The sequence below is a fragment of the Barrientosiimonas endolithica genome, assembly GCF_030296655.1.
Taxonomy (GTDB): Bacteria; Actinomycetota; Actinomycetes; order Actinomycetales; family Dermatophilaceae; genus Barrientosiimonas; species Barrientosiimonas humi.
The window spans coordinates 1052932-1070896 of the sequence record NZ_AP027735.1 but is presented as its reverse complement, the minus strand read 5'-3'; the positions used below and the strand labels follow the sequence as shown (position 1 = coordinate 1070896).

Here is a 17965-nt window from a genome sequence, read left to right as displayed (position 1 = left end):
GTGAAGCGTTTCGCTTCACTTCTGGTGAATGAAGTTCTATGCTTCATTCCATGGCTCGGTCCCCGTCCCTGTCGTGCGCCGCCCTGATCGTCGACGTCGTCGGCTCCCGCACCCACCGCGACCGCGCCGGGCTGCACGACCGGCTCGTCGCCGCGTTCGAGCAGACCCGGGAGGAGTTCCCCGCGCTGCGTGCGCCGGGGGTGACGGCGGGCGACGAGTTCCAGGCGACGTACGCCCGGCTCGGCGACGCGATCGGCGTCGCCTTCGCCGTGCGGCTGGCGCTGGCTCCCGAGGTCGAGGTGCGCGCCGGGCTCGGCTACGGCGAGGTGACCGACCTCTCCGACGAGGCGGGGGCGTCCGACGGGCCGGCCTGGTGGACCGCCCGCGACGCGATCGTCGACGTCGAGGAGCGCGCCGCACGCGCGGCCACCAAGCACGCCCGGTTCTCCTACCGCACCGACGACCAGACCGCTCCCCCGCCCGCAGCGGTCGACCCGGCCCTGGCCTGCCTCGACCAGCTGCTCGGCCCGCTCGACGAGCGCTCGTGGCGACTGCTGCGCGGACTGGTCGACGACGCCCCCAGCAGCAGCTGGCCGCCGAGCTCGGCATCAGCACCTCCGCCGCGTCGCAACGGGTGCGCGGCCACGGCCTCGCGGTGGCCGCAGCGGCGATCCGCCGGCTGCGCACGCTGCCGTGACGCGCGTGGCTATCGGCGGGTGTCCGACCTCGCTCCTACCCTGGCGCCATGCCTGACTTCCTCGTGCTCGCCGCGCTCGGCGTGCTCGCGACCCTGGGCGGCGGACCGCTGACGGTGCTCGTCTTCCGGCTCGCCGACCGGGGCCGCCCCGAGGAGCCGCGGCCGACGCCGGCCTTCCCCGACCTGCACCGCGGCCCTCGAGGGCGCCGCCGACCGGTTGCGCGGCGGCGCCTGGATCGGGGCGCTGGAGCGGGTCGCGATCTACGCCTCGGTCGTCGCGGGCTGGCGCGAGATGGTCGCGCTCGCCCTGGCCATCAAGGGGCTCGGGCGCTATCCGGAGCTGCGGTCGGGCGACGACCCCGCCGTCGCCGAGCGGTTCATCATCGGCACGTTCGTCAGCGTGCTGTGGGCCTGCGCCTGCGCCGCGCTCGCGCGCACGATCGTCGGCTGACGGTTCGATCCCGTGCCGCAGGCCGTGGCCCGCGTGCACCCCGGCCGCCAGGTCGGCCACCAGCTCCCGCAGCGCGCGCCACCCGGTGCGCCCCGTCCTCGTCTCGTCCATGCGCCCAGCCTGCGCCGGCGTACGGCCGGGCACGAGTGGCATGAATGACGCCCTTCGATAAGATCGCGCCATGGCGCGCACCGCTCGCTCCCGCCCGCACGTCGTGGCGGTCCTGGCCTACGACGGCATGACCGGTTTCGAGGCCGGTGCGGCGATGGAGGTGTTCGGCTACCCCTGGCCCGGCCTGCCGCAGCCGTGGTACTCCCTGCGGCTGTGCGCCGAGGGCCGGCGCGCGAGCACGATCGGCGGCGGGCAGCTGCGCACCGACCACGACCTCGACGACCTGGCCCGCGCCGACACCGTGATCGTGCCCAGCGTCGGCGACGTCACCCAGCCACCGTCCCCGGCCGTCGTGGCCGCCCTGCAGACCGCCGCGCGCCGCGGCGCACGCATGGTCTCGATCTGCTCCGGAGCGTTCGCCCTCGCCGGCGCCGGGCTGCTCGACGGACGCCCCGCCACGACCCACTGGCAGTACGCCGACCGCCTGCGCGACACCTATCCCCGGGTGCGCGTCGAGCGCGCCCCACTGTTCGTCGACGACGGCGACGTGCTCACCAGCGCCGGGTCGGCGGCCGGGCTCGACCTGTGCCTGCACCTGGTCCGGCTCGACCACGGCGCCGAGGTCGCCGGCCGCATCGCCCGCCGGATGGTCGTGCCGCCGCACCGCGCCGGCGGGCAGGCCCAGTTCATCGAGGAGCCGCTCCCCCGCGACCCCGACGACGACCGCGTCTCGGCCAGCATCGACTGGGCCACCGCCCACCTCGACCAGGCGATCGACGTCGCGACCCTCGCCGCCCGGGCGTCGATGTCGCTGCGCACCTACCAGCGCCGGTTCACCGCCGCCACCGGCACCAGCCCCGCCCGGTGGCTCACCGAGCGACGCGTGCACCGCGCCCAGGAGCTGCTCGAGTCGACCGACCTGAGCGTCGAACAGATCTGTGCCGCAACGGGATTCGCGACCCCCATCACCCTGCGCCACCACTTCCGCGCCCGCCTGGGCACCAGCCCCACGGCCTACCGGCGCGCGTTCCGCTCCCAGGGTGCGTGAGGCGTACGGCGGGCAGACGGACAGGAAGAACGAGGACCCGACGCCGGAGACGGCGCAAACCCGGTGGCCGCCACGGGTTCGTCCTGTCGAGATGTACGCAACTCCTCAGGCGGCACGCCACGCCGCGCGTGATCCCACCACCGGGCAGCGCCTTCGTCAGGCGCGCACTCTCTCGACGCCTTCCTCGTCCCTGCCCGGTGCCGACGCTGCGCGTGATCCCACCACCGGGCAGCGCCTTCGTCAGGCGTCGATCACCATCGGAATGATCATCGGCCGTCGCCGCAGCTTCCCGCCGACGTAGCCGCCCACCGTGCGGCGGATGATCTGCTGCAGCTGGTGGGAGTCGGTCACGCCCTTGCGGCGCGCCTCCTCCAGGGCCTCCTCCAGCTTGGGCAGCACCTTCTCGAAGACCTGCTCGTCCTCGGCGAAACCGCGGGTGCGGATGTCGGGGCCGGCGGCGATCTTCCCGGTCGCGGCGTCGCGCACCACGATGATCGTCACGAAGCCCTCGTCGCGCAGGATGCGCCGGTCCTTCAGCATCGTCTCGTCGGTCGTGCCGACCAGCGAGCCGTCGACGTAGACGTAGCCGCACGGCACCGCCCCCACGATCGAGGCCTTGCCGTCGACCAGGTCGACGACCACGCCGTCCTCGGCGAGCACGACGTTCTTCGCGGGCACCCCGGTCTGCTCGGCGAGCTTGCCGTTGGCGACCAGGTGACGCCACTCGCCGTGGATCGGCATGACGTTCTTGGGCTTGACGATGTTGTAGCAGTAGAGCAGCTCGCCGGCGCTGGCGTGCCCCGAGACGTGCACCAGCGCGTTGCCCTTGTGCACCACGTCGGCGCCGAGGCGCATCAGCCCGTTGATCACCCGGTAGACCGCGTTCTCGTTGCCGGGGATGAGCGAGCTGGCCATCAGGATCGTGTCGCCGGGGCCGACGTCGATCTTGTGGTCACGGTTGGCCATCCGCGAGAGCGCCGCCATCGGCTCACCCTGCGACCCGGTGCAGATCAGCACGACCTCGTCGTCGCGGTACTGGTCGAGCTTCTTGGCGTCGATGAGCACGCCGTCGGGCACCTTCAGGTAGCCCAGCTCCTGGGCGATCGTCATGTTGCGGACCATCGACCGGCCGACCATGGCGACCTTGCGGTCGAACTCGTACGCCGTGTCCAGCACCTGCTGCACGCGGTGCACGTGGGAGGAGAAGCAGGCGACGATGATCCGGCGCTGCGCCTTCTCGAAGACGGTCTCGATCGCCGGGAGGATGTTGCGCTCGGGCGTGGTGAAGCCGGGCACGTCGGCGTTGGTCGAGTCGGTGAGGAAGAGGTCGACCCCTCCTCGCCCATCCGCGCGAACGCGCGCAGGTCGGTGATCCGCTTGTCCAGCGGCAGCTGGTCCATCTTGAAGTCGCCGGTGCACAGCAGGTTGCCGCCGGGCGTGCGGATGAACACCGCGAGCGCGTCGGGGATCGAGTGGTTGACCGCGACGAACTCGCAGTCGAACGGGCCGATCTGCTCGCGCTGCCCCTCCTTGACCTGCAGGGTCAGCGGGGTGATCTTGTGCTCCTTGAGCTTGGCCTCGACGAGCGCGAGGGTCAGCTGGGAGCCGATCAGCGGGATGTCGCGCTTCATGCGCAGCAGGTAGGGCACGGCCCCGATGTGGTCCTCGTGCCCGTGGGTCAGCACGATGCCGTCGATGTCGTCGAGCCGGTCGGCGATGTACTCGAAGTCCGGCAGGATCAGGTCGACGCCCGGGTGGTCGTCGGGGAAGAGCACGCCGCAGTCGACGATCAGCAGGCGCCCGTCGTACTCGATGACCGTCATGTTGCGGCCGACCTCGCCGAGGCCGCCGAGGGCGACGACCCGCACACCCCCTTCGCGAGTGCTGGGGGCGGTCCGAGCTCGGGGTGCGGGTGGCTCACATCAGTCCTGAGGTGGTCAGGGCATCGCGCAGGAGCGCGCGGTGCTCGTCGGGCGCCGGCAGCAGCGGCAGCCGGCAGAAGTCGGAGTCGATGACGCCGAGCAGCTTCATCGCAGCCTTGGCCTGGATGGCCCCCTGGCTGGTGTGCATCACGGCGTCGACGACGGGGATGAGTCGGGTGTGGATCTCGCGGGCGGTGGCCAGGTCGCCGGCGTCGACGGCGCGGACCATCGCGGCGTACTGCTCGCCCGCGACGTGCCCGACGACCGAGACGACCCCGACCGCGCCCTGCGCGAGGTGGGCCAGGTTGACCACGTCGTCGCCGGAGAACCACAGCAGGTCGGTCTCGGCCATCAGGCGGCTGGCCTCGAAGAAGTCGCCCTTGGCGTCCTTGACGGCCTGGATCTCGGGGATCTCGGCGAGCCGGCGGATCGTGTCGGTGGCGAGCGCCGTGGCCGTGCGGCCCGGGATGTCGTACGCCATCGCGGGCAGACCCGTCGCCTGCGCCACCGTGCGGAAGTGCTCGACGATGCCCGGCTGGGTCGGCTTGTTGTAGTACGGCGTCACGATGAGCACGGCGTCGGCGCCCAGGCCGGCCATGGCCTCGGCGGCGCGCACCGAGTGGGCGGTGTCGTTGGTGCCGACGCCCGCGGTCACCTGGACGCGGTCACCGACCGCCTCGACGACGGCCTTGACCGTCGCGAAGTTCTCCTCGTCGGTGGTCGTGGCCGACTCACCGGTGGTGCCGTTGACCACGAGCCCGTCGTGGCCGTGGTCGGCGAGGTAGGTGGCGACGCGCTGCACGCCGTCCAGGTCGAGCCGGCCGTCCTCGCGCATGGGCGTGACCATCGCGGTGACGACGCGGCCGAACGGGGTGGAGGTCATGGTGCTCAAGGCTAGCCGTCACCCCGGGTCGCGCGCCGACCGGCTGGCCCGGGCGAGGCGTCCCGTCGCGCGCGGTGCTGTCGGTGGCCCCTCTACCCTCGTCGGCATGCGCCAGTACCTCGACCTCCTCTCGCGCGTGCTCGACGAGGGCACCCCCAAGTCCGACCGCACCGGCACCGGCACGCTGTCGGTCTTCGGGCACCAGATGCGGTTCGACCTGGCCGAGGGTTTCCCGGTGCTGACCACCAAGAAGCTGCACCTGCGGTCGATCTTCGGCGAGCTGCTGTGGTTCCTGCGGGGCGACACCAACGTGCAGTGGCTGCACGATCGGCGCATCTCGATCTGGGACGAGTGGGCCGACGAGAACGGCGACCTGGGCCCGGTCTACGGCCACCAGTGGCGCAGCTGGCCGACGCCCGACGGCGGCACGGTCGACCAGATCGCGCGGGTGGTCGACAGCATCCGCACCAACCCCGACTCGCGCCGGCACATCGTGTCCGCGTGGAACGTCGCCGACGTCGACGACATGGCGCTGCCGCCGTGCCACACGATGTTCCAGTTCTACGTCAGCCCGGCCACCGACGACCGCCCGGCGCGCCTGTCCTGCCAGCTCTACCAGCGCTCGGCCGACATCTTCCTGGGCGTGCCGTTCAACATCGCCTCCTACGCGCTGCTCACCTCGATGGTCGCCCAGGTCACCGACCTGGCACCCGGCGAGTTCGTGCACACCCTCGGCGACGCGCATCTGTACTCCAACCACGTCGACCAGGCCCGCGAGCAGCTGACCCGCACCCCAAGCCGCTGCCGACGTTGCGGCTCGACCCAGCGGTGCGCGACCTCGACGCCTTCGAGCTGGAGGACATCACGCTCGAGGGCTACGTGGCCGACCCGACGATCAAGGCCCCGATCGCCGTATGAGCGGCGAGGAGCGCGCAGCGCAGGGTGCGGGCGAGGAACGAGCACGCGCCCGCAGCGGAGTGCGACCGAGCGCGACAGAAAGTATGAGCGGCGAGGAGCGCGCACCAAGCCGGTCGAGGAGTGGCGAGGCGCTGGCCGAGCCACGCATCGGCACCACGCCGGCGAGCTCCCCGGCCGTGCGCGACGGGGCGCCGCGGGTGCCGTTGGTGCCGGCGGCGTACGTCGCGCTGCTGCGCGAGCAGGGCGGGCGGCGCGAGGTGCTGCTGCAGGAGCGGCGCGGCACCGGGTTCATGGACGGCTGGTGGGGCTGCGGCGCCGCCGGGCACGTCGAGGCCGGTGAGTCGGCGTTCGACGCGGCGGTCGGCGAGGCGCGCGAGGAGCTCGGTGTCGAGGTGTCGCCGGGCGACCTGGTGCCGGTGACCACGCTGCAGCGCTACAGCCTGACGCGGCTGCCGGTCGAGCAGCGCGCCGACATCTTCTTCACCTGCAGCCGCTGGTCGGGCGAGCCGCGGGTGATGGAGCCGGCGAAGAGCGCAGGCATCCGCTGGTTCCCGCTGGACGAGCTGCCCGAGCGCACCGTGCCGCACGAGCGTCAGGCGCTGGAGCTGGTGGCGGCCGGCGGCGACATCCCGGCGTACGTCACGCGCGGCTTCGCCCAGTCCCTCACCCTGGTCGCGGCGATGGGCCGCAACCGGATCATCGGCGCCGACGGCGACATGCCGTGGCACCTGTCGGAGGACCTCAAACGGTTCAAGCGGATGACGCTCGGCGGCACGCTGATCATGGGTCGCGGCACGTGGGACGCCATCGGCCGCCCACTGCCCGGCCGCACCAGCATCGTGCTGACGCGGGACCGCGACTGGTCGGCCGAGGGCGCGCTGGTCGCGCACTCGCTGGCCGAGGCGCTCACGATGGCGCCCGACGGCGAGGTGTTCATCGGGGGCGGCGGGCAGATCTACCGCGAGACGATCGACCTCGCCGACACCCTCGAGCTCACCGAGATCGACGCGGAGCCCGAGGGCGACACGACCTTCCCCGAGGTCGACCTGCAGCAGTGGCGCGAGGTCTCCCGCGAGCAGCGCGAGGGGTTCGACTGGGTCACCTACGTGCGGCGCTGACGCGGCTCAGACCGCGAGCGCGTCGACCAGGCCGGTGTCCTGCAGCGACACCCACATGCCGGCGGCGACGATCGCGAGGATGATCGCGGCGACGACGGCGTGCAGCCGCCAGTGCTCCCGCACGACCGCGACGAACTCACGCAGGTAGGCCGACGGCACGTAGTACCTCGCCGTCGGCGCCCCGACGACGTGCGCGCCGGTGCCCAGCCGCCGGGCGAGCAGCGCGGTGCGGAACACGTGGTAGTCGTTGGTCACCACCAGCATCCGGCCGCCGGGCCGCCGTTCCTGCACCAGGGCGCGGCTGAGCAGCAGGTTCTCCTCGGTGGTGCGCGCTCGGTCCTCCACGACGAGGTGGGCGGGGTCGACGCCCTTGCCGCGGGCGTACTCCGCCATGGCGACGCCCTCGGGCACCGACTCGTCGGGGCCCTGCCCGCCGGAGGGCACCACGAGCGGGGCATGCCCCTCGCCGCGCTGCCGCTGATAGATCCCCACCGCCCGGTCGAGGCGCGCGGCGAGCAGCGGCGGCACCCGCCCGTCGATGACCCGCGACCCGAGCACCACCAGGGCGTCCGCGCGGCGCGTGCGCGGCGCGAACCGATAGGTCAGGCAGTAGGCCGCGAAGCAGGCGAACACCCACCCGACGTAGCCCCCGAGCAGCAGCAGCGCGAGCACGAACGAGACGAACCAGGTCGGCCGTTCCCGCTGGGTGACCACGACGAGCAGCACGGGCAGCGCGGCCATCGCGAGCCCGGTCAGCAAGGACATCAGGTTGCCCAGCGAGCGTCCCTCGCGGCGCAGCATGACCAGCCCGTTGGCGACCAGGAAGACCGACAGCACGAGATAGCCCAGCGGCAGCACGCCCAGCGCCACGACGGCGATCAGCTGGGCCAGCGGGCCGGGGTCGTCCTGCTGCGCGGTGAGCACCGCGATCGCCCCGAGGGCCAGCGCCAGCACGGCGAAGACCCCGTTGCGCAGCCGGCGCGGGTCCTGCCGCCAGCTCACGACCAGCGCCACGGCGCAGGCGATCGCCGCGCCTCCGGTCACGTAGGGAGTCATCACCGCACCATTGTCGCGATCGACCTCAGCGCCCGCCCGGGAGGCGTACGCCCGCCGCCCCTCGAGTGCGCCCGTCCCGGCCCGCGGGCGCGACGAGCGGCCTAGCCTCGCCCCATGCACCGTTCCCGCATCGGCGTCGTCCTCATCGACCACCCCGACGACTCCTACGACGCCGCGGCCGCGTTCTGGGCCGGGGCGCGCGGTGGTGCGCGGCGCTCGAGCGAGGCCCCCGGCGCGGAGCCCTACGAGTCGCTGGACCGGTTGCCCGGCGAGGTGATGCTGGAGCTGCAGCGCACGGGAGCCGGCACTCCCCGCGCGTGCATCTGGACATCGAGACCGACGACGTCGAGGCCGAGATCGCCCGGGTCACCGCGCTCGGCGCGACGGTGCACGAGCGGCGCGAGGGCTACGTGATCCTGGCCGACCCCGGCGGCCTGCTGTTCTGCGTGGTGCCGGTGCAGACCGGCGACGCCTTCGCGCAGCACGCCACCACCTGGGAGTGACCGCCGGGGCGCACCGCCCGCATCGGTGACCCGGATCGGTGACCGCCCGTGCGCTCAGCCGCACGCCTGCTCACCGATGCCGCTCACCGATGCCGCTCACCGATCCGTGCCGGGAGTGCCGAACCGCACCAGGTGGTGCCAGAGGTACTTCACCTCCTGCAGCGTCTGCCCGACATCGCCGTACGCCTGCCACCCCTCCCCGCGCGAGCGCACCACCTCCTGGGCGGCGCGGCCGACCAGCTCGGCGTCCAACGGCTGCCCGGGTCGCGCCAGCCGCGCGTGCACCTCGCGTGCCAGCCGCGGCGTGAGCTCGGTGCGGAACGCGGGGTCGAGCGCGTCCGGGTCGAGCGACCGGGCGGGCGCCCACTCCAGGTCGAAGCCGCACGAGGTCGCCGCGGCGCCGGCCACCTGCTCGACCGCGCTGCCCCGGAACGACTCGTCCAGCACCAGCGCCTCGACGTCGCCGGCCAGGCGCACCGGCGCGTGCACCTGCGCCTCGACGTAGGTGTCGAGCAGGTCGGCGGCCCTGCGCGGCGCACCGGTGAGCTCGCTCCAGCCGTCCGCCTCCGCGGCCCGCAGCACCGCGCCCATCCGCCCCCAGACACCGGCGGCGGTCGGGTCGGTCACGCTGTCGCCCCAGGTGAAGGTCGTGCGCTCCAGCAGCTCGGGGCGCAGCCGCAGGTGCCCCGACCCGAACCGCGGGCAGGCACCCCACGGGTCGCGCACCAGGCTGAGACCGGCATAACGGGGCCGCTCGTGCGGGTCCGCGTGGTCGTACGCGTCGCCGAACATCGCCTGCTCCCAACGGGTTCGGGCGCCGCGCATGACGCTGTCGAGCCCGCCGGCGGAGATGCCCGTCACGAATTGGTTGTGCACCTCGCCGTCGGCGACCAGCGCCTCCAGCACCGGGCGTCCCCGCCGGTCGAGCCGGTCGGGGTGCAGGTTGATCGTCAGCGTCGGCGCACCGGGCACGGCCGCGTCGGCGTCGGCCGCGCGGGCGCGGACGGCCTCGAGCGCGCGGTCCTGGGCGGCGGTCACCGCGCCAGTGTGCCGTCAGGCGTCGTAGTCGAGCGTCACCTTCTCGCTGACCGGGTGCGACTGGCAGGCGAGCACGACGCCGGCGTCGACCTCCTCCGGCTCGAGGGCGTAGTTGCGGTCCATCCGCACCTCGCCGTCGACCACGCGCGCCCGGCACGTGCCGCACACCCCGCCGGTGCACGAGAACGGCGCGTCGGGGCGCTCGCGCAGCGTGGCCGCGAGGATCGTCTCCTGCTTCGAGGGCATCGGGATGGTCGTACGCCGTCCGTCCAGGTTGACCGTGACCGTCGCCTCGGGCGGCGCGGACGGGTCCTCGACCACCGCCGGCGGCGCCGTGGGCAGCCCGGCGTCGTCGACGTGGAAGATCTCGTGGTGCACGTGGTCGTGCGGCACGCCCCGCTCCTCGAGCAGCCCGCGGGCGTCCTCGACCATCCCGAACGGGCCGCACAGGTACCACTCGTCGACCGACTCGACCGGCACCAGCAGCGAGGTGATCCGCTCGAGGCGCTCCCGGTCGATGCGGCCGGTGAACAGCTCGACGTCCTGCGGCTCGCGGGACAGCACGTGGATCAGGTGGAAGCGGCCGGGGTAGGCGTTCTTGAGGTCCTCGAGCTCCTCGAGGAACATCACCGAGTCGGTGCGCCGGTTGCCGAACAGCAGCGTCGCCCGCGACCGCGGCTCCTCCTCGAGCGCCGTCGCGAGCAGCGACAGCACCGGCGTGATGCCCGAGCCGGCGGCGATCGCGACGTGGTGGCGCGCCAGGTCGGGCCGGGTCGGGCAGGTGAAGCCGCCCAGCGGCGCCATCACCTGCACCGTGTCGCCGACCTGCAGCTCGTCGTGCACCCAGGTGGACATCGCACCACCGGGCACCTTCGCCACCCCGACGCGAACGACGTTGCGGCGCAACGCTTCCGAGCGAGGCAGGCAGATGGAGTACGACCGGCGCTCCTCGCGATCGCCGATCTGCGCGCGCAGCGTGAGGTGCTGGCCCGGCTCGAACGCGAAGGACTCGACCAGGTCGTCGGGCACGGCGAAGGTGACCGCGACGGCCGAGTCGGTCAACGGATGCTTGTCGACCACCGTGAGGTCGTGGAAACGGGGACGGGTGCGCTTCGGCGCAGTGCTCAGCAGCGACATCAGATGGCCTTGAACTCCTCGAACGGCTCACGGCAGGACCGGCAGCGCCGCAGCGCCTTGCACGCGGTCCCGCTGAACCGGGACAGCTCCTCGGTGTCGTCGCCCCCGCACTGCGGACACACCACCCGACGTACGCTCAGCGACAGGGCCACCGGCCCGCCCGGCTTCTCGCCGGGAGGCGCGATCCCGAAGCGCGACAACGCTTCTCGCCCCTCGTCACTCATCCAGTCGGTGGTCCACGCCGGGCTCAACCGGGTCTCGACCTCGGCGCCCAGACCGTGCTTGCGGGCGACGTGCTCGATGCGGCTGCGGATGGCGTCCATCGCCGGGCAGCCGGAGTAGGTCGGGGTGATCACCACGCGCAGCACCCCGTCGGACACGCTCGCCTCGCGCAGGATGCCGAGGTCGGCGATCGTCACGACCGGCACCTCGGGGTCGGGGATCTGCGCCACCTCCTGCAGCGGGCTCGTGGCCAGCTGCGCGCTCACCACGTCGCCCCCGGGTGGGAGCGGGCGATGTGCTGCATCTCCGCCAGCAGGTAGCCCATGACCTGGGAGTGGATGCCCTCGCGGCCGCCGCGGGAGCGCCAGCGCGACTGCTCGGGCATGGTCAGCGTGGCCAGCTCGACGACCTGCGTGACGCGCTCGAGCACCGGCTCGCGCAGGGTCGAGGAGCACGCCGACGCCCGCCTCGGCCGCCGCCACCGATACGGCGTCGTCGTCGAAAAGCTCTGCCACATAAGGGGATACCGCGACAAGCGCATCCTGCATGCGGCGGTGCGACTCGTCGGTCCCGTCGCCCAGCCGCACGACCCACTGCTCCGCGTGGTCACGGTGATAGGTGGTCTCCTTGACCGCCTTCTCGGCCACCCCGGCGAGCACCGGGTCGCTCGACGTGGTGAGCCGGGCGTACAGCTCGCACTGGTATGAGGCGAACCACAGCAGCCGCGCCATCTCGAACCCGAAGTCCCCGCGCGGCTGCTCCACGAGATGCACGTTGCGGAACTCCCGCTCGTCGCGGAAGTAGGCCAGGTCGTCCTCGCTGCGGCCGCTGCCGTCGAGCTCACCGGCGTGGGTCAGCAGCGCCCGCGCCTGCCCGAGCAGGTCCAGCCCCACGTTGCCGAGGGCCATGTCCTCCTCGATCTGCGGCGCCCGCGAGATCCACTCCCCAGCCGCTGGGCGTAGACCAGCGCGTCGTCGCCCAGACCCAGGCAGTACGCCGCCACCTGCGCCGCCCGCTCCTCGCCCGCAACCTGCGCTACGCGCTCCTCGCCGCTCATGCCTTCTGTCGCGCTCGGTCGCACTCCGCTCCGGCCGCGGGCTCGTTCCTCGCCCGCAACCTGCGCTACGCGCTCCTCGCCGCTCACAGGTACTCCACGTCGTCCGGCACGTCGTAGAACGTCGGGTGCCGGTAGACCTTGTCGCCCGCCGGGTCGAAGAAGGAGTCGCGCTCGTCGGGGCTGCTCGCGGTGATGTCGTCCGCGCGCACCACCCACAGCGACACGCCCTCCTGGCGGCGGGTGTAGAGGTCGCGCGCGTTGCGCAGCGCGAGCTGCGCGTCGGGGGCGTGCAGCGACCCGGCGTGCACGTGCGACAGACCCCGCTTGGCCCGGACGAACACCTCCCACAGCGGCCAGCCCTGGGTCTCGATACGCCGCTCGTCCCTCGCGGCTACTCGACCAGCTTCGCTCTCGCTCACGCCACGGCCCCCTTCGCCCGCTCGGCCTGCTTCCCGGCGTACGCCGTCGCGGCCTCTCGCACCCACGCCCCCTCCTCGTGCGCACCGACCCGGTGCGCCATGCGCTGGCTGTTGCAGGCGCCGTCGCCCTTCAGCACCCGCCAGAACTCGTCCCAGTCGATCTCGCCGAAGTCGTAGTGCCCGCGCTCCTCGTTCCACCGCAGGTCGGGGTCGGGCAGCACCAGGCCGAGCTTGTCGGCCTGCGGCACGGTCATGTCGACGAACTTCTGCCGCAGGTCGTCGTTGCTGAACCGCTTGATGCCCCAGGCCATCGACTGGGCGGTGTGCCCGCTGGTCGCGGCCTCGCCGCTGTCGGGCGGGCCGAACATCATCAGCGCCGGCCACCACCAGCGGTCGGCGGCGTCCTGGGCCATGGCGCGCTGCGCGTCGGTGCCGCGCGCGAGGGTCCACAGGATCTCGAAGCCCTGCCGCTGGTGGAACGACTCCTCCTTGCAGACGCGGATCATCGCGCGGGCGTACGGCCCGTAGGAGCACCGGCACAACGGCACCTGGTTCATGATCGCGGCGCCGTCGACCAGCCAGCCGATCGCGCCCACGTCGGCCCAGGTGAGCGTGGGGTAGTTGAAGATCGAGGAGTACTTCTGCTTGCCGGTGTGCAGCTTGTCGAGCAGCTCGGAGCGGTCCACCCCGAGCGTCTCGGCCGCGGAGTAGAGGTAGAGCCCGTGACCGGCCTCGTCCTGCACCTTGGCCATCAGGATCGCCTTGCGGCGCAGCGACGGCGCGCGGCTGATCCAGTTGCCCTCGGGCTGCATCCCGATGATCTCCGAGTGCGCGTGCTGGGCGATCTGCCGGATCAGCGTCTGGCGGTAGTCCTGCGGCATCGCGTCGCGCGGCTCGATGCGCTGCTCGGCCGCGATCAGCGCGTCGAAGTCGCCCGCCGCGCCCCGCCGCGGATCACCCGTCGCGGACAGCCCGTCGAGGTCGGCAGTCTCGGCCGCGTTGAGCGGCACGTCGGGGTCGACGAAGTCGTTGCCGTACATGGCACCAGGATGCCGACTGTTACACGATCCTGCAAATCTGCAGCCAGAGTGTCACACGCTGCGATCGCTGGGAGACTCGACGGATGAGCGACGTCACCCCGACCCCCGACGCGGCCGTGCGCACGGCGCGCGTCACGGACGCCCCCGACATGGGCGTGCTCCAGGCGCAGGCGTGGCACCACGACTACTCCGGCACCCTCCCGCAGGACGTGCTCGCCGAGCTGTCCCCCGACCTGTTCACCGCCACCTGGCAGGCCTCGCTGCAGGACCCGCCGAGCACCGTCCACCGCGCGCTGGTCGCCACCGAGGGCGATCGCGTCGTGGGCCTCGCGGCCATCGGCCCCACCGACGAGCCCGGCGTGGGCGAGCTCCTCGTGCTGACCGTCGACCCGTCCGCTCGGCGTCGCGGCCACGGCTCGCGCCTGCTCAACGCGGCCGTGGACACGTTGCGCGCCAACGACTTTCGCGAGATCCGCGCGTGGGTCCCGGCGACCGACGAGCAGACCCGCACGTTCCTGCAGGCCGCCGGGGTCGCCCCCGACGGGGCGTTCCGCGACCGCGAGCTCGGGAGCTCCCCGGACCTGCTGCGCGAGGTGCGCCTCGTCGCCGGCATCGTCAACGAGTGAGTGAGCCCGACGACCCCAGACGCACGGCCGTCCTGCGGCAGGCGCTGTCGGTCGCGCTGGCGACCGGGTCGTACGGCATCAGCTTCGGCGCCCTCGCCGTCGCCTCCGGGCTCACCCTCCCGCAGACGGTGCTGCTGTCGCTCCTGCTGTTCAGCGGCGGGTCGCAGTTCGCGCTCGCCGGGGTGCTGGGCGCCGGCGGTGGCGGCGCCGCGGCCGTCGCCACCTCGACGCTGCTCGGCGTGCGCAACGGGCTGTACGGCCTCCAGGTCGCCCGGCTGCTCGAGGCGCGCGGGTGGCGGCGGCTCGTCGCGGCCCAGCTGACGATCGACGAGTCGACGGCCGTCGCCGTCGGCCAGCCCGAGACGCGCCTGGCGCGGGTCGGCTTCTGGGCCACCGGGCTCGGCGTCTTCGCGCTGTGGAACCTCACCACCCTCGTCGGGGCGCTGGTGGGCTCGGCGATGGGCGACCCGCGGACGTACGGCCTGGACGCTGCGGCGGTCGCCGCCTTCTGCGCGCTGCTGTGGCCGCGGCTGGACCGGCCGGTCACGCGGGTCGTCGCGGTGGCCGCCGCGCTCGTCGCCCTGGTGCTCTCGCCGCTCAGCCCGCCCGGCGTGCCGGTGCTGGCCGCGGCCGGCGCGGCCCTGGTCGCCGGCGCGATCCCGACACGTCGACGGGCGGCCGCCGCATGAGCACCTGGACCACCGTGCTGCTCGCGAGCGGGCTGGCCTACCTGCTCAAGCTGCTCGGATTCCTGGTGCCCCAGCACCTGCTCGACGGCCCCGTCGTGTCGCGCATGGTGCGGCTGCTGCCCGTCGCGCTGCTCGCCGCCCTGGTCGCGGTGCAGACGTTCGCGGGCGAGGGCGGGGCGCTGGTGGTCGATGCGCGCACCGCCGCCCTGGCCGTCGCGATCGTGGCGATCGCGCTGCGGGCGCCGTTCATCGTCGTGGTGGTCCTGGCCGCGGCGACCGCGGCCGCCCTGCGCGCGTTCGGGATCGGCTGACTCGCGGCGTCAGGCTCAGGCGTCGGCCACGCCCCGCCACTGCCCGTGCAGCGAGGGCATGCGCTCGTACGCCGAGCGGATGTGCTGCTCGACCAGCTCGGCGGCGCGGTCGGGCTCGCGGGCCTCGACCGCGTCGAGGATCGCGTGGTGCTCGCGCCGGAGCATCGCGTTGAGGAGTCCCAGTCGTCGGACGCCTTGAAGCCGGCCAGGATCGGTAGCCGCAGCGACTCGCGGATCGCGACGGTGAGGTCGGTCGCGAGCGAGTTGCCGGCCGCCTCGGCGATCGCGACGTGGAAGTCGGTGTCGAGGGCGTTGAAGTCCTCGCGGCTGAGACCCTCGGCGTCCATCCGCTCAACGGTCTCGCGCATCCGGCGCAGCGCGGTCAGCCCGGCGTGCCGGCTCGCGAGGCTGGCCGACAGACGCTCGAGCACCACGCGCACCTCGGTGACGTCGTCGATGGGGAAGTTCGCGAGCGCCACGTGCAGGCGCAGCAGCCGGGTGAGGGCGTGGTGCGGCACCGCGGTGACGGTGGTGCCGCCGGAGGGGCCGGCGCCGACCGAGGAGCGCACGACGCCGTTGGCCTGCAGGGTGCGCACCGCCTCGCGGACCGCCGAGCGACTCAGCCCCAGCTGCGCGGCCAGCTCGCGCTCGGCGGGCAGCTGGTCACCCACGCGGATCTGGCCGCTGAGGATGCGCTGCTCGACCCACTCCACGACCTGCTCCCAGGCGCGCAGGCTGCGGGAGCCGCCCGCGGTGGCGGGTGAGTCGGAGGACCCGGGCTCCTGCCCGGCGGTCGCGCTGGTCACCTCGCGACTGTAGACGCCGATGCGCCCGGTCGGCCGAACTCGCCCATCCAGGGGTGGCGACGCCGCTATGGTGTGGGTCACCTTTTGGTCAGACCTTTAGCGCTCTCTTCCCCCACCGGAGCCGTCACATGCCCACCGTCTTCCGCCCAGACATCGACCCGGTCGGCAACTCGCTCGTGCTGTCCTCCCTGGTCGCGATGCTCCCCTGCTCACGATCTTCGTCACGCTCGGCGCCCTGCGCTGGAAGGCGCACTGGGCCGGGCTCGCGGCGCTGGCCGTCGCCATCCTCGTCGCGGTGCTGCCCTTCGGGATGCCCGCCGACCTCGCCCTGCTCAGCGCCACCGAGGGCGCCGTGTTCGGCCTCTTCCCGATCATGTGGATCGTCTTCGGCGCGATCGTGCTCTACCAGATCACCGTGGTGAGCGGCCGGTTCGAGGACCTGCGCGCCAGCTTCCACCTGATCTCCGACGACCCGCGCGTGCAGGCGATCATCATCGCGTTCTGCTTCGGCGGCCTGCTCGAGGCGCTCGCCGGGTTCGGCGCCCCCGTCGCCATCACCGGCGTGATGCTGATGGCGCTCGGGTTCGCCCCGCTGCGCGCCGCGGCCGTGGTGCTGCTCGCCAACACTGCCCCCGTCGCGTTCGGCGCGGTCGGCACCCCGATCATCACCGCGGGCCGCCTGACCGGCATCCCCTTACCAGGAGATCGGCGCCTACGTCGGGCACCAGACCCCGATCATCGCGTTCATCGTGCCGCTGCTGCTGGTCTTCCTCGTCGACGGCTGGCGCGGCGTACGCCAGACCTGGCCGGTCGCACTCGTCGTCGGCATCGCGTTCGCGATCGCGCAGTGGTTCGCCGCGACGTACATGACCGTCGAGCTGACCGACATCGTCGCCTCGCTCGTGGGTCTGGCCGCCGCCGTGATCCTGCTGCGGTTCTGGAGCCCGGAGGGCAAGGACGCCGCCCACGAGTCGCTGGCCGCCGAGCGCGAGAAGGAGCTGGCCACGGTCGGGCCCGACGGCTCACCGGTCGGCGGGAGCGCCGGCACGGACGCCGACGACGCGCAGGCGGGCGACCCCGCGCACACCTCGCGGGCCGAGCTGGAGGAGCGGGCCCGCTCGCTCACCCCGGGCCGGATCGGGATGGCGCTGCTGCCCTACCTGCTGGTCATCGCCGTGTTCGCCGCGGCCAAGCTGGTCACGCCCATCACCGACTGGCTCGCCGGCACCGACCGCAAGATCCCCTGGCCGGGGCTGGACGGGGAGGTGCTCAACCACGCGGGCAAGCCGAACAGCTCGACGGTCTACAACTTCCAGTGGCTGTCCTCCCCCGGCACCCTGCTGATCCTGTGCTCGCTCGTCGTGGCGATGATCTACAAGGTCTCGCTCGGCGCCTGGGCCAAGGAGTTCGCCGGCAGCGCCGTGAAGCTGCGCTTCGCCTTCCTGACCGTGGCGTCGGTGCTGGCGCTGGCGTACGTCATGAACCTGTCGGGCCAGACGATCACCATCGGCACGTGGATCGCGGGCACCGGCGCGGCGTTCGCGTTCCTGTCGCCCATCCTCGGCTGGCTGGGCACGGCCGTCACCGGCTCCGACACCAGCGCCAACGCGCTGTTCGCGACGCTGCAGCAGACGGCCGGTCAGCAGGCCGGCATCGACCCGACGCTGCTCGTCGCGGGCAACACCAGCGGCGGCGTGGTCGGCAAGATGATCAGCCCGCAGAACCTCACGATCGCCGCGACGGCGGTGGGGCTGCTCGGGCGCGAGTCCGACATCTTCCGGCGGGTGGTGCTGTGGAGCATCGGCCTGGTCGCCGTCATGTGCCTGCTCGTCGGCCTGCAGAGCACCGTCCTGTCGTGGATGCTCCCGTGACGGCCGGCGCCCGCACCCAGGCCCCGCCCGGCACCCGGGTGG

At 73.0% G+C, this 17965-nt stretch carries 15 protein-coding genes and 5 pseudogenes; 10 read left to right on the top strand and 10 right to left on the bottom strand.

Annotated elements, in window-relative coordinates; genetic code table 11:
* Positions 1 to 50 precede the first annotated feature (50 nt).
* The 3 genes from QUE40_RS05520 to QUE40_RS05510 all read left to right on the top strand — a co-directional run bounded on the left by QUE40_RS05520 (position 51) and on the right by QUE40_RS05510 (position 2307).
* Complete coding sequence (locus tag QUE40_RS05520; RefSeq protein WP_289232540.1) at positions 51 to 809, top strand: SatD family protein; 759 nt, start codon at positions 51 to 53, stop codon at positions 807 to 809.
* A gap of 105 nt (positions 810 to 914) precedes the next feature.
* Positions 915 to 1148 carry a hypothetical protein gene (locus tag QUE40_RS05515; RefSeq protein WP_289232539.1) on the top strand — a complete coding sequence of 78 codons (234 nt, stop codon included), beginning with the start codon at positions 915 to 917 and terminating at the stop codon, positions 1146 to 1148.
* A 181-nt stretch (positions 1149 to 1329) separates the two neighbouring features.
* Positions 1330 to 2307: a helix-turn-helix domain-containing protein gene (locus QUE40_RS05510; protein WP_289232538.1), complete on the top strand. Its 978-nt coding sequence runs from the start codon at positions 1330 to 1332 to the stop codon at positions 2305 to 2307.
* Positions 2308 to 2547: 240 nt separating this feature from the next.
* Here QUE40_RS05510 and QUE40_RS05505 read toward each other — a convergent pair.
* Positions 2548 to 4228: pseudogene (locus QUE40_RS05505) on the bottom strand (ribonuclease J).
* The gene (gene dapA / locus QUE40_RS05500; RefSeq protein WP_142004740.1) at positions 4225 to 5112 is read right to left on the bottom strand and encodes a 4-hydroxy-tetrahydrodipicolinate synthase; all 888 of its coding nucleotides are present in this window, start codon (positions 5110 to 5112) and stop codon (positions 4225 to 4227) included. The pseudogene QUE40_RS05505 and the gene dapA overlap by 4 nt, the downstream one beginning before the upstream one ends.
* Before the next feature lie 106 nt (positions 5113 to 5218).
* On the opposite strand from dapA, the pseudogene QUE40_RS05495 reads away from it, so the two are divergent.
* Both QUE40_RS05495 and QUE40_RS05490 read left to right on the top strand, forming a co-directional pair.
* A pseudogene (locus tag QUE40_RS05495) lies at positions 5219 to 6030 on the top strand (thymidylate synthase).
* 197 nt (positions 6031 to 6227) lie between these two features.
* Positions 6228 to 7148: a dihydrofolate reductase gene (locus tag QUE40_RS05490; protein ID WP_289233018.1), complete on the top strand. Its 921-nt coding sequence runs from the start codon at positions 6228 to 6230 to the stop codon at positions 7146 to 7148.
* A 6-nt stretch (positions 7149 to 7154) separates the two neighbouring features.
* On the opposite strand, the gene QUE40_RS05485 is transcribed toward QUE40_RS05490, so the two are convergent.
* Complete coding sequence (locus QUE40_RS05485) at positions 7155 to 8204, bottom strand: YdcF family protein (RefSeq protein WP_289232537.1); 1050 nt, start codon at positions 8202 to 8204, stop codon at positions 7155 to 7157.
* Positions 8205 to 8269: 65 nt separating this feature from the next.
* Here QUE40_RS05485 and QUE40_RS05480 point away from each other — a divergent pair, with 65 nt between their 5' ends.
* Positions 8270 to 8707 (top strand): VOC family protein, encoded by a 438-nt coding sequence (locus tag QUE40_RS05480; RefSeq protein ID WP_289232536.1) that lies wholly within the window; start codon positions 8270 to 8272, stop codon positions 8705 to 8707.
* A 96-nt stretch (positions 8708 to 8803) separates the two neighbouring features.
* On the opposite strand, the gene QUE40_RS05475 is transcribed toward QUE40_RS05480, so the two are convergent.
* The 6 genes and pseudogenes from QUE40_RS05475 to paaA form a co-directional block, all read right to left on the bottom strand.
* Entirely contained in the window at positions 8804 to 9745 is a 942-nt protein-coding gene (locus QUE40_RS05475) for a DUF3626 domain-containing protein (RefSeq protein WP_289232535.1), read from the bottom strand.
* Between the two features lie 15 nt (positions 9746 to 9760).
* Positions 9761 to 10882: a 1,2-phenylacetyl-CoA epoxidase subunit PaaE gene (paaE, locus tag QUE40_RS05470; RefSeq protein WP_289232534.1), complete on the bottom strand. Its 1122-nt coding sequence runs from the start codon at positions 10880 to 10882 to the stop codon at positions 9761 to 9763.
* Positions 10882 to 11301: a 1,2-phenylacetyl-CoA epoxidase subunit PaaD gene (paaD, locus tag QUE40_RS05465; protein ID WP_433997070.1), complete on the bottom strand. Its 420-nt coding sequence runs from the start codon at positions 11299 to 11301 to the stop codon at positions 10882 to 10884. The genes paaE and paaD overlap by 1 nt, the downstream gene beginning before the upstream one ends.
* Before the next feature lie 65 nt (positions 11302 to 11366).
* Positions 11367 to 12161 (bottom strand): annotated as a pseudogene (gene paaC, locus QUE40_RS05460) (1,2-phenylacetyl-CoA epoxidase subunit PaaC).
* Between the two features lie 83 nt (positions 12162 to 12244).
* Entirely contained in the window at positions 12245 to 12532 is a 288-nt protein-coding gene (gene paaB / locus QUE40_RS05450) for a 1,2-phenylacetyl-CoA epoxidase subunit PaaB (protein WP_142007413.1), read from the bottom strand.
* Positions 12533 to 12576: 44 nt separating this feature from the next.
* A complete protein-coding gene (gene paaA / locus QUE40_RS05445; RefSeq protein ID WP_289232532.1) occupies positions 12577 to 13620 on the bottom strand; it encodes a 1,2-phenylacetyl-CoA epoxidase subunit PaaA in 1044 nt (347 codons plus the stop codon).
* An 83-nt stretch (positions 13621 to 13703) separates the two neighbouring features.
* On the opposite strand from paaA, the gene QUE40_RS05440 reads away from it, so the two are divergent.
* The 3 genes from QUE40_RS05440 to QUE40_RS05430 are packed head-to-tail and all read left to right on the top strand — an operon-like array spanning position 13704 to position 15246.
* A complete protein-coding gene (locus QUE40_RS05440) occupies positions 13704 to 14246 on the top strand; it encodes a GNAT family N-acetyltransferase (RefSeq protein WP_289232531.1) in 543 nt (180 codons plus the stop codon).
* Positions 14243 to 14935 (top strand): AzlC family ABC transporter permease, encoded by a 693-nt coding sequence (locus tag QUE40_RS05435; protein WP_289232530.1) that lies wholly within the window; start codon positions 14243 to 14245, stop codon positions 14933 to 14935. Before QUE40_RS05440 ends, QUE40_RS05435 begins: the two co-directional genes overlap by 4 nt.
* Positions 14932 to 15246 (top strand): AzlD domain-containing protein, encoded by a 315-nt coding sequence (locus QUE40_RS05430; protein WP_142004729.1) that lies wholly within the window; start codon positions 14932 to 14934, stop codon positions 15244 to 15246. The genes QUE40_RS05435 and QUE40_RS05430 overlap by 4 nt, the downstream gene beginning before the upstream one ends.
* A 275-nt stretch (positions 15247 to 15521) precedes the next feature.
* Here the strand turns inward: QUE40_RS05430 and QUE40_RS05425 are convergent.
* Positions 15522 to 15917, bottom strand: a pseudogene (locus tag QUE40_RS05425) (FadR/GntR family transcriptional regulator); the annotation flags it as partial.
* A gap of 263 nt (positions 15918 to 16180) precedes the next feature.
* Here QUE40_RS05425 and QUE40_RS05420 point away from each other — a divergent pair.
* Positions 16181 to 17923: pseudogene (locus tag QUE40_RS05420) on the top strand (L-lactate permease).
* Positions 17924 to 17965 lie beyond the last annotated feature (42 nt).

Coding starts and splice junctions, on each gene's coding strand:
- QUE40_RS05520 (WP_289232540.1), top strand. CDS start 51: ATGGCTCGGTCCCCGTCCCTGTCGTGCGCCGCCCTGATCGTCGACGTC.
- QUE40_RS05510 (WP_289232538.1), top strand. CDS start 1,330: ATGGCGCGCACCGCTCGCTCCCGCCCGCACGTCGTGGCGGTCCTGGCC.
- dapA (WP_142004740.1), bottom strand. CDS start 5,112: ATGACCTCCACCCCGTTCGGCCGCGTCGTCACCGCGATGGTCACGCCC.
- QUE40_RS05485 (WP_289232537.1), bottom strand. CDS start 8,204: ATGACTCCCTACGTGACCGGAGGCGCGGCGATCGCCTGCGCCGTGGCG.
- paaE (WP_289232534.1), bottom strand. CDS start 10,882: ATGTCGCTGCTGAGCACTGCGCCGAAGCGCACCCGTCCCCGTTTCCAC.
- paaA (WP_289232532.1), bottom strand. CDS start 13,620: ATGTACGGCAACGACTTCGTCGACCCCGACGTGCCGCTCAACGCGGCC.
- QUE40_RS05440 (WP_289232531.1), top strand. CDS start 13,704: ATGAGCGACGTCACCCCGACCCCCGACGCGGCCGTGCGCACGGCGCGC.
- QUE40_RS05430 (WP_142004729.1), top strand. CDS start 14,932: ATGAGCACCTGGACCACCGTGCTGCTCGCGAGCGGGCTGGCCTACCTG.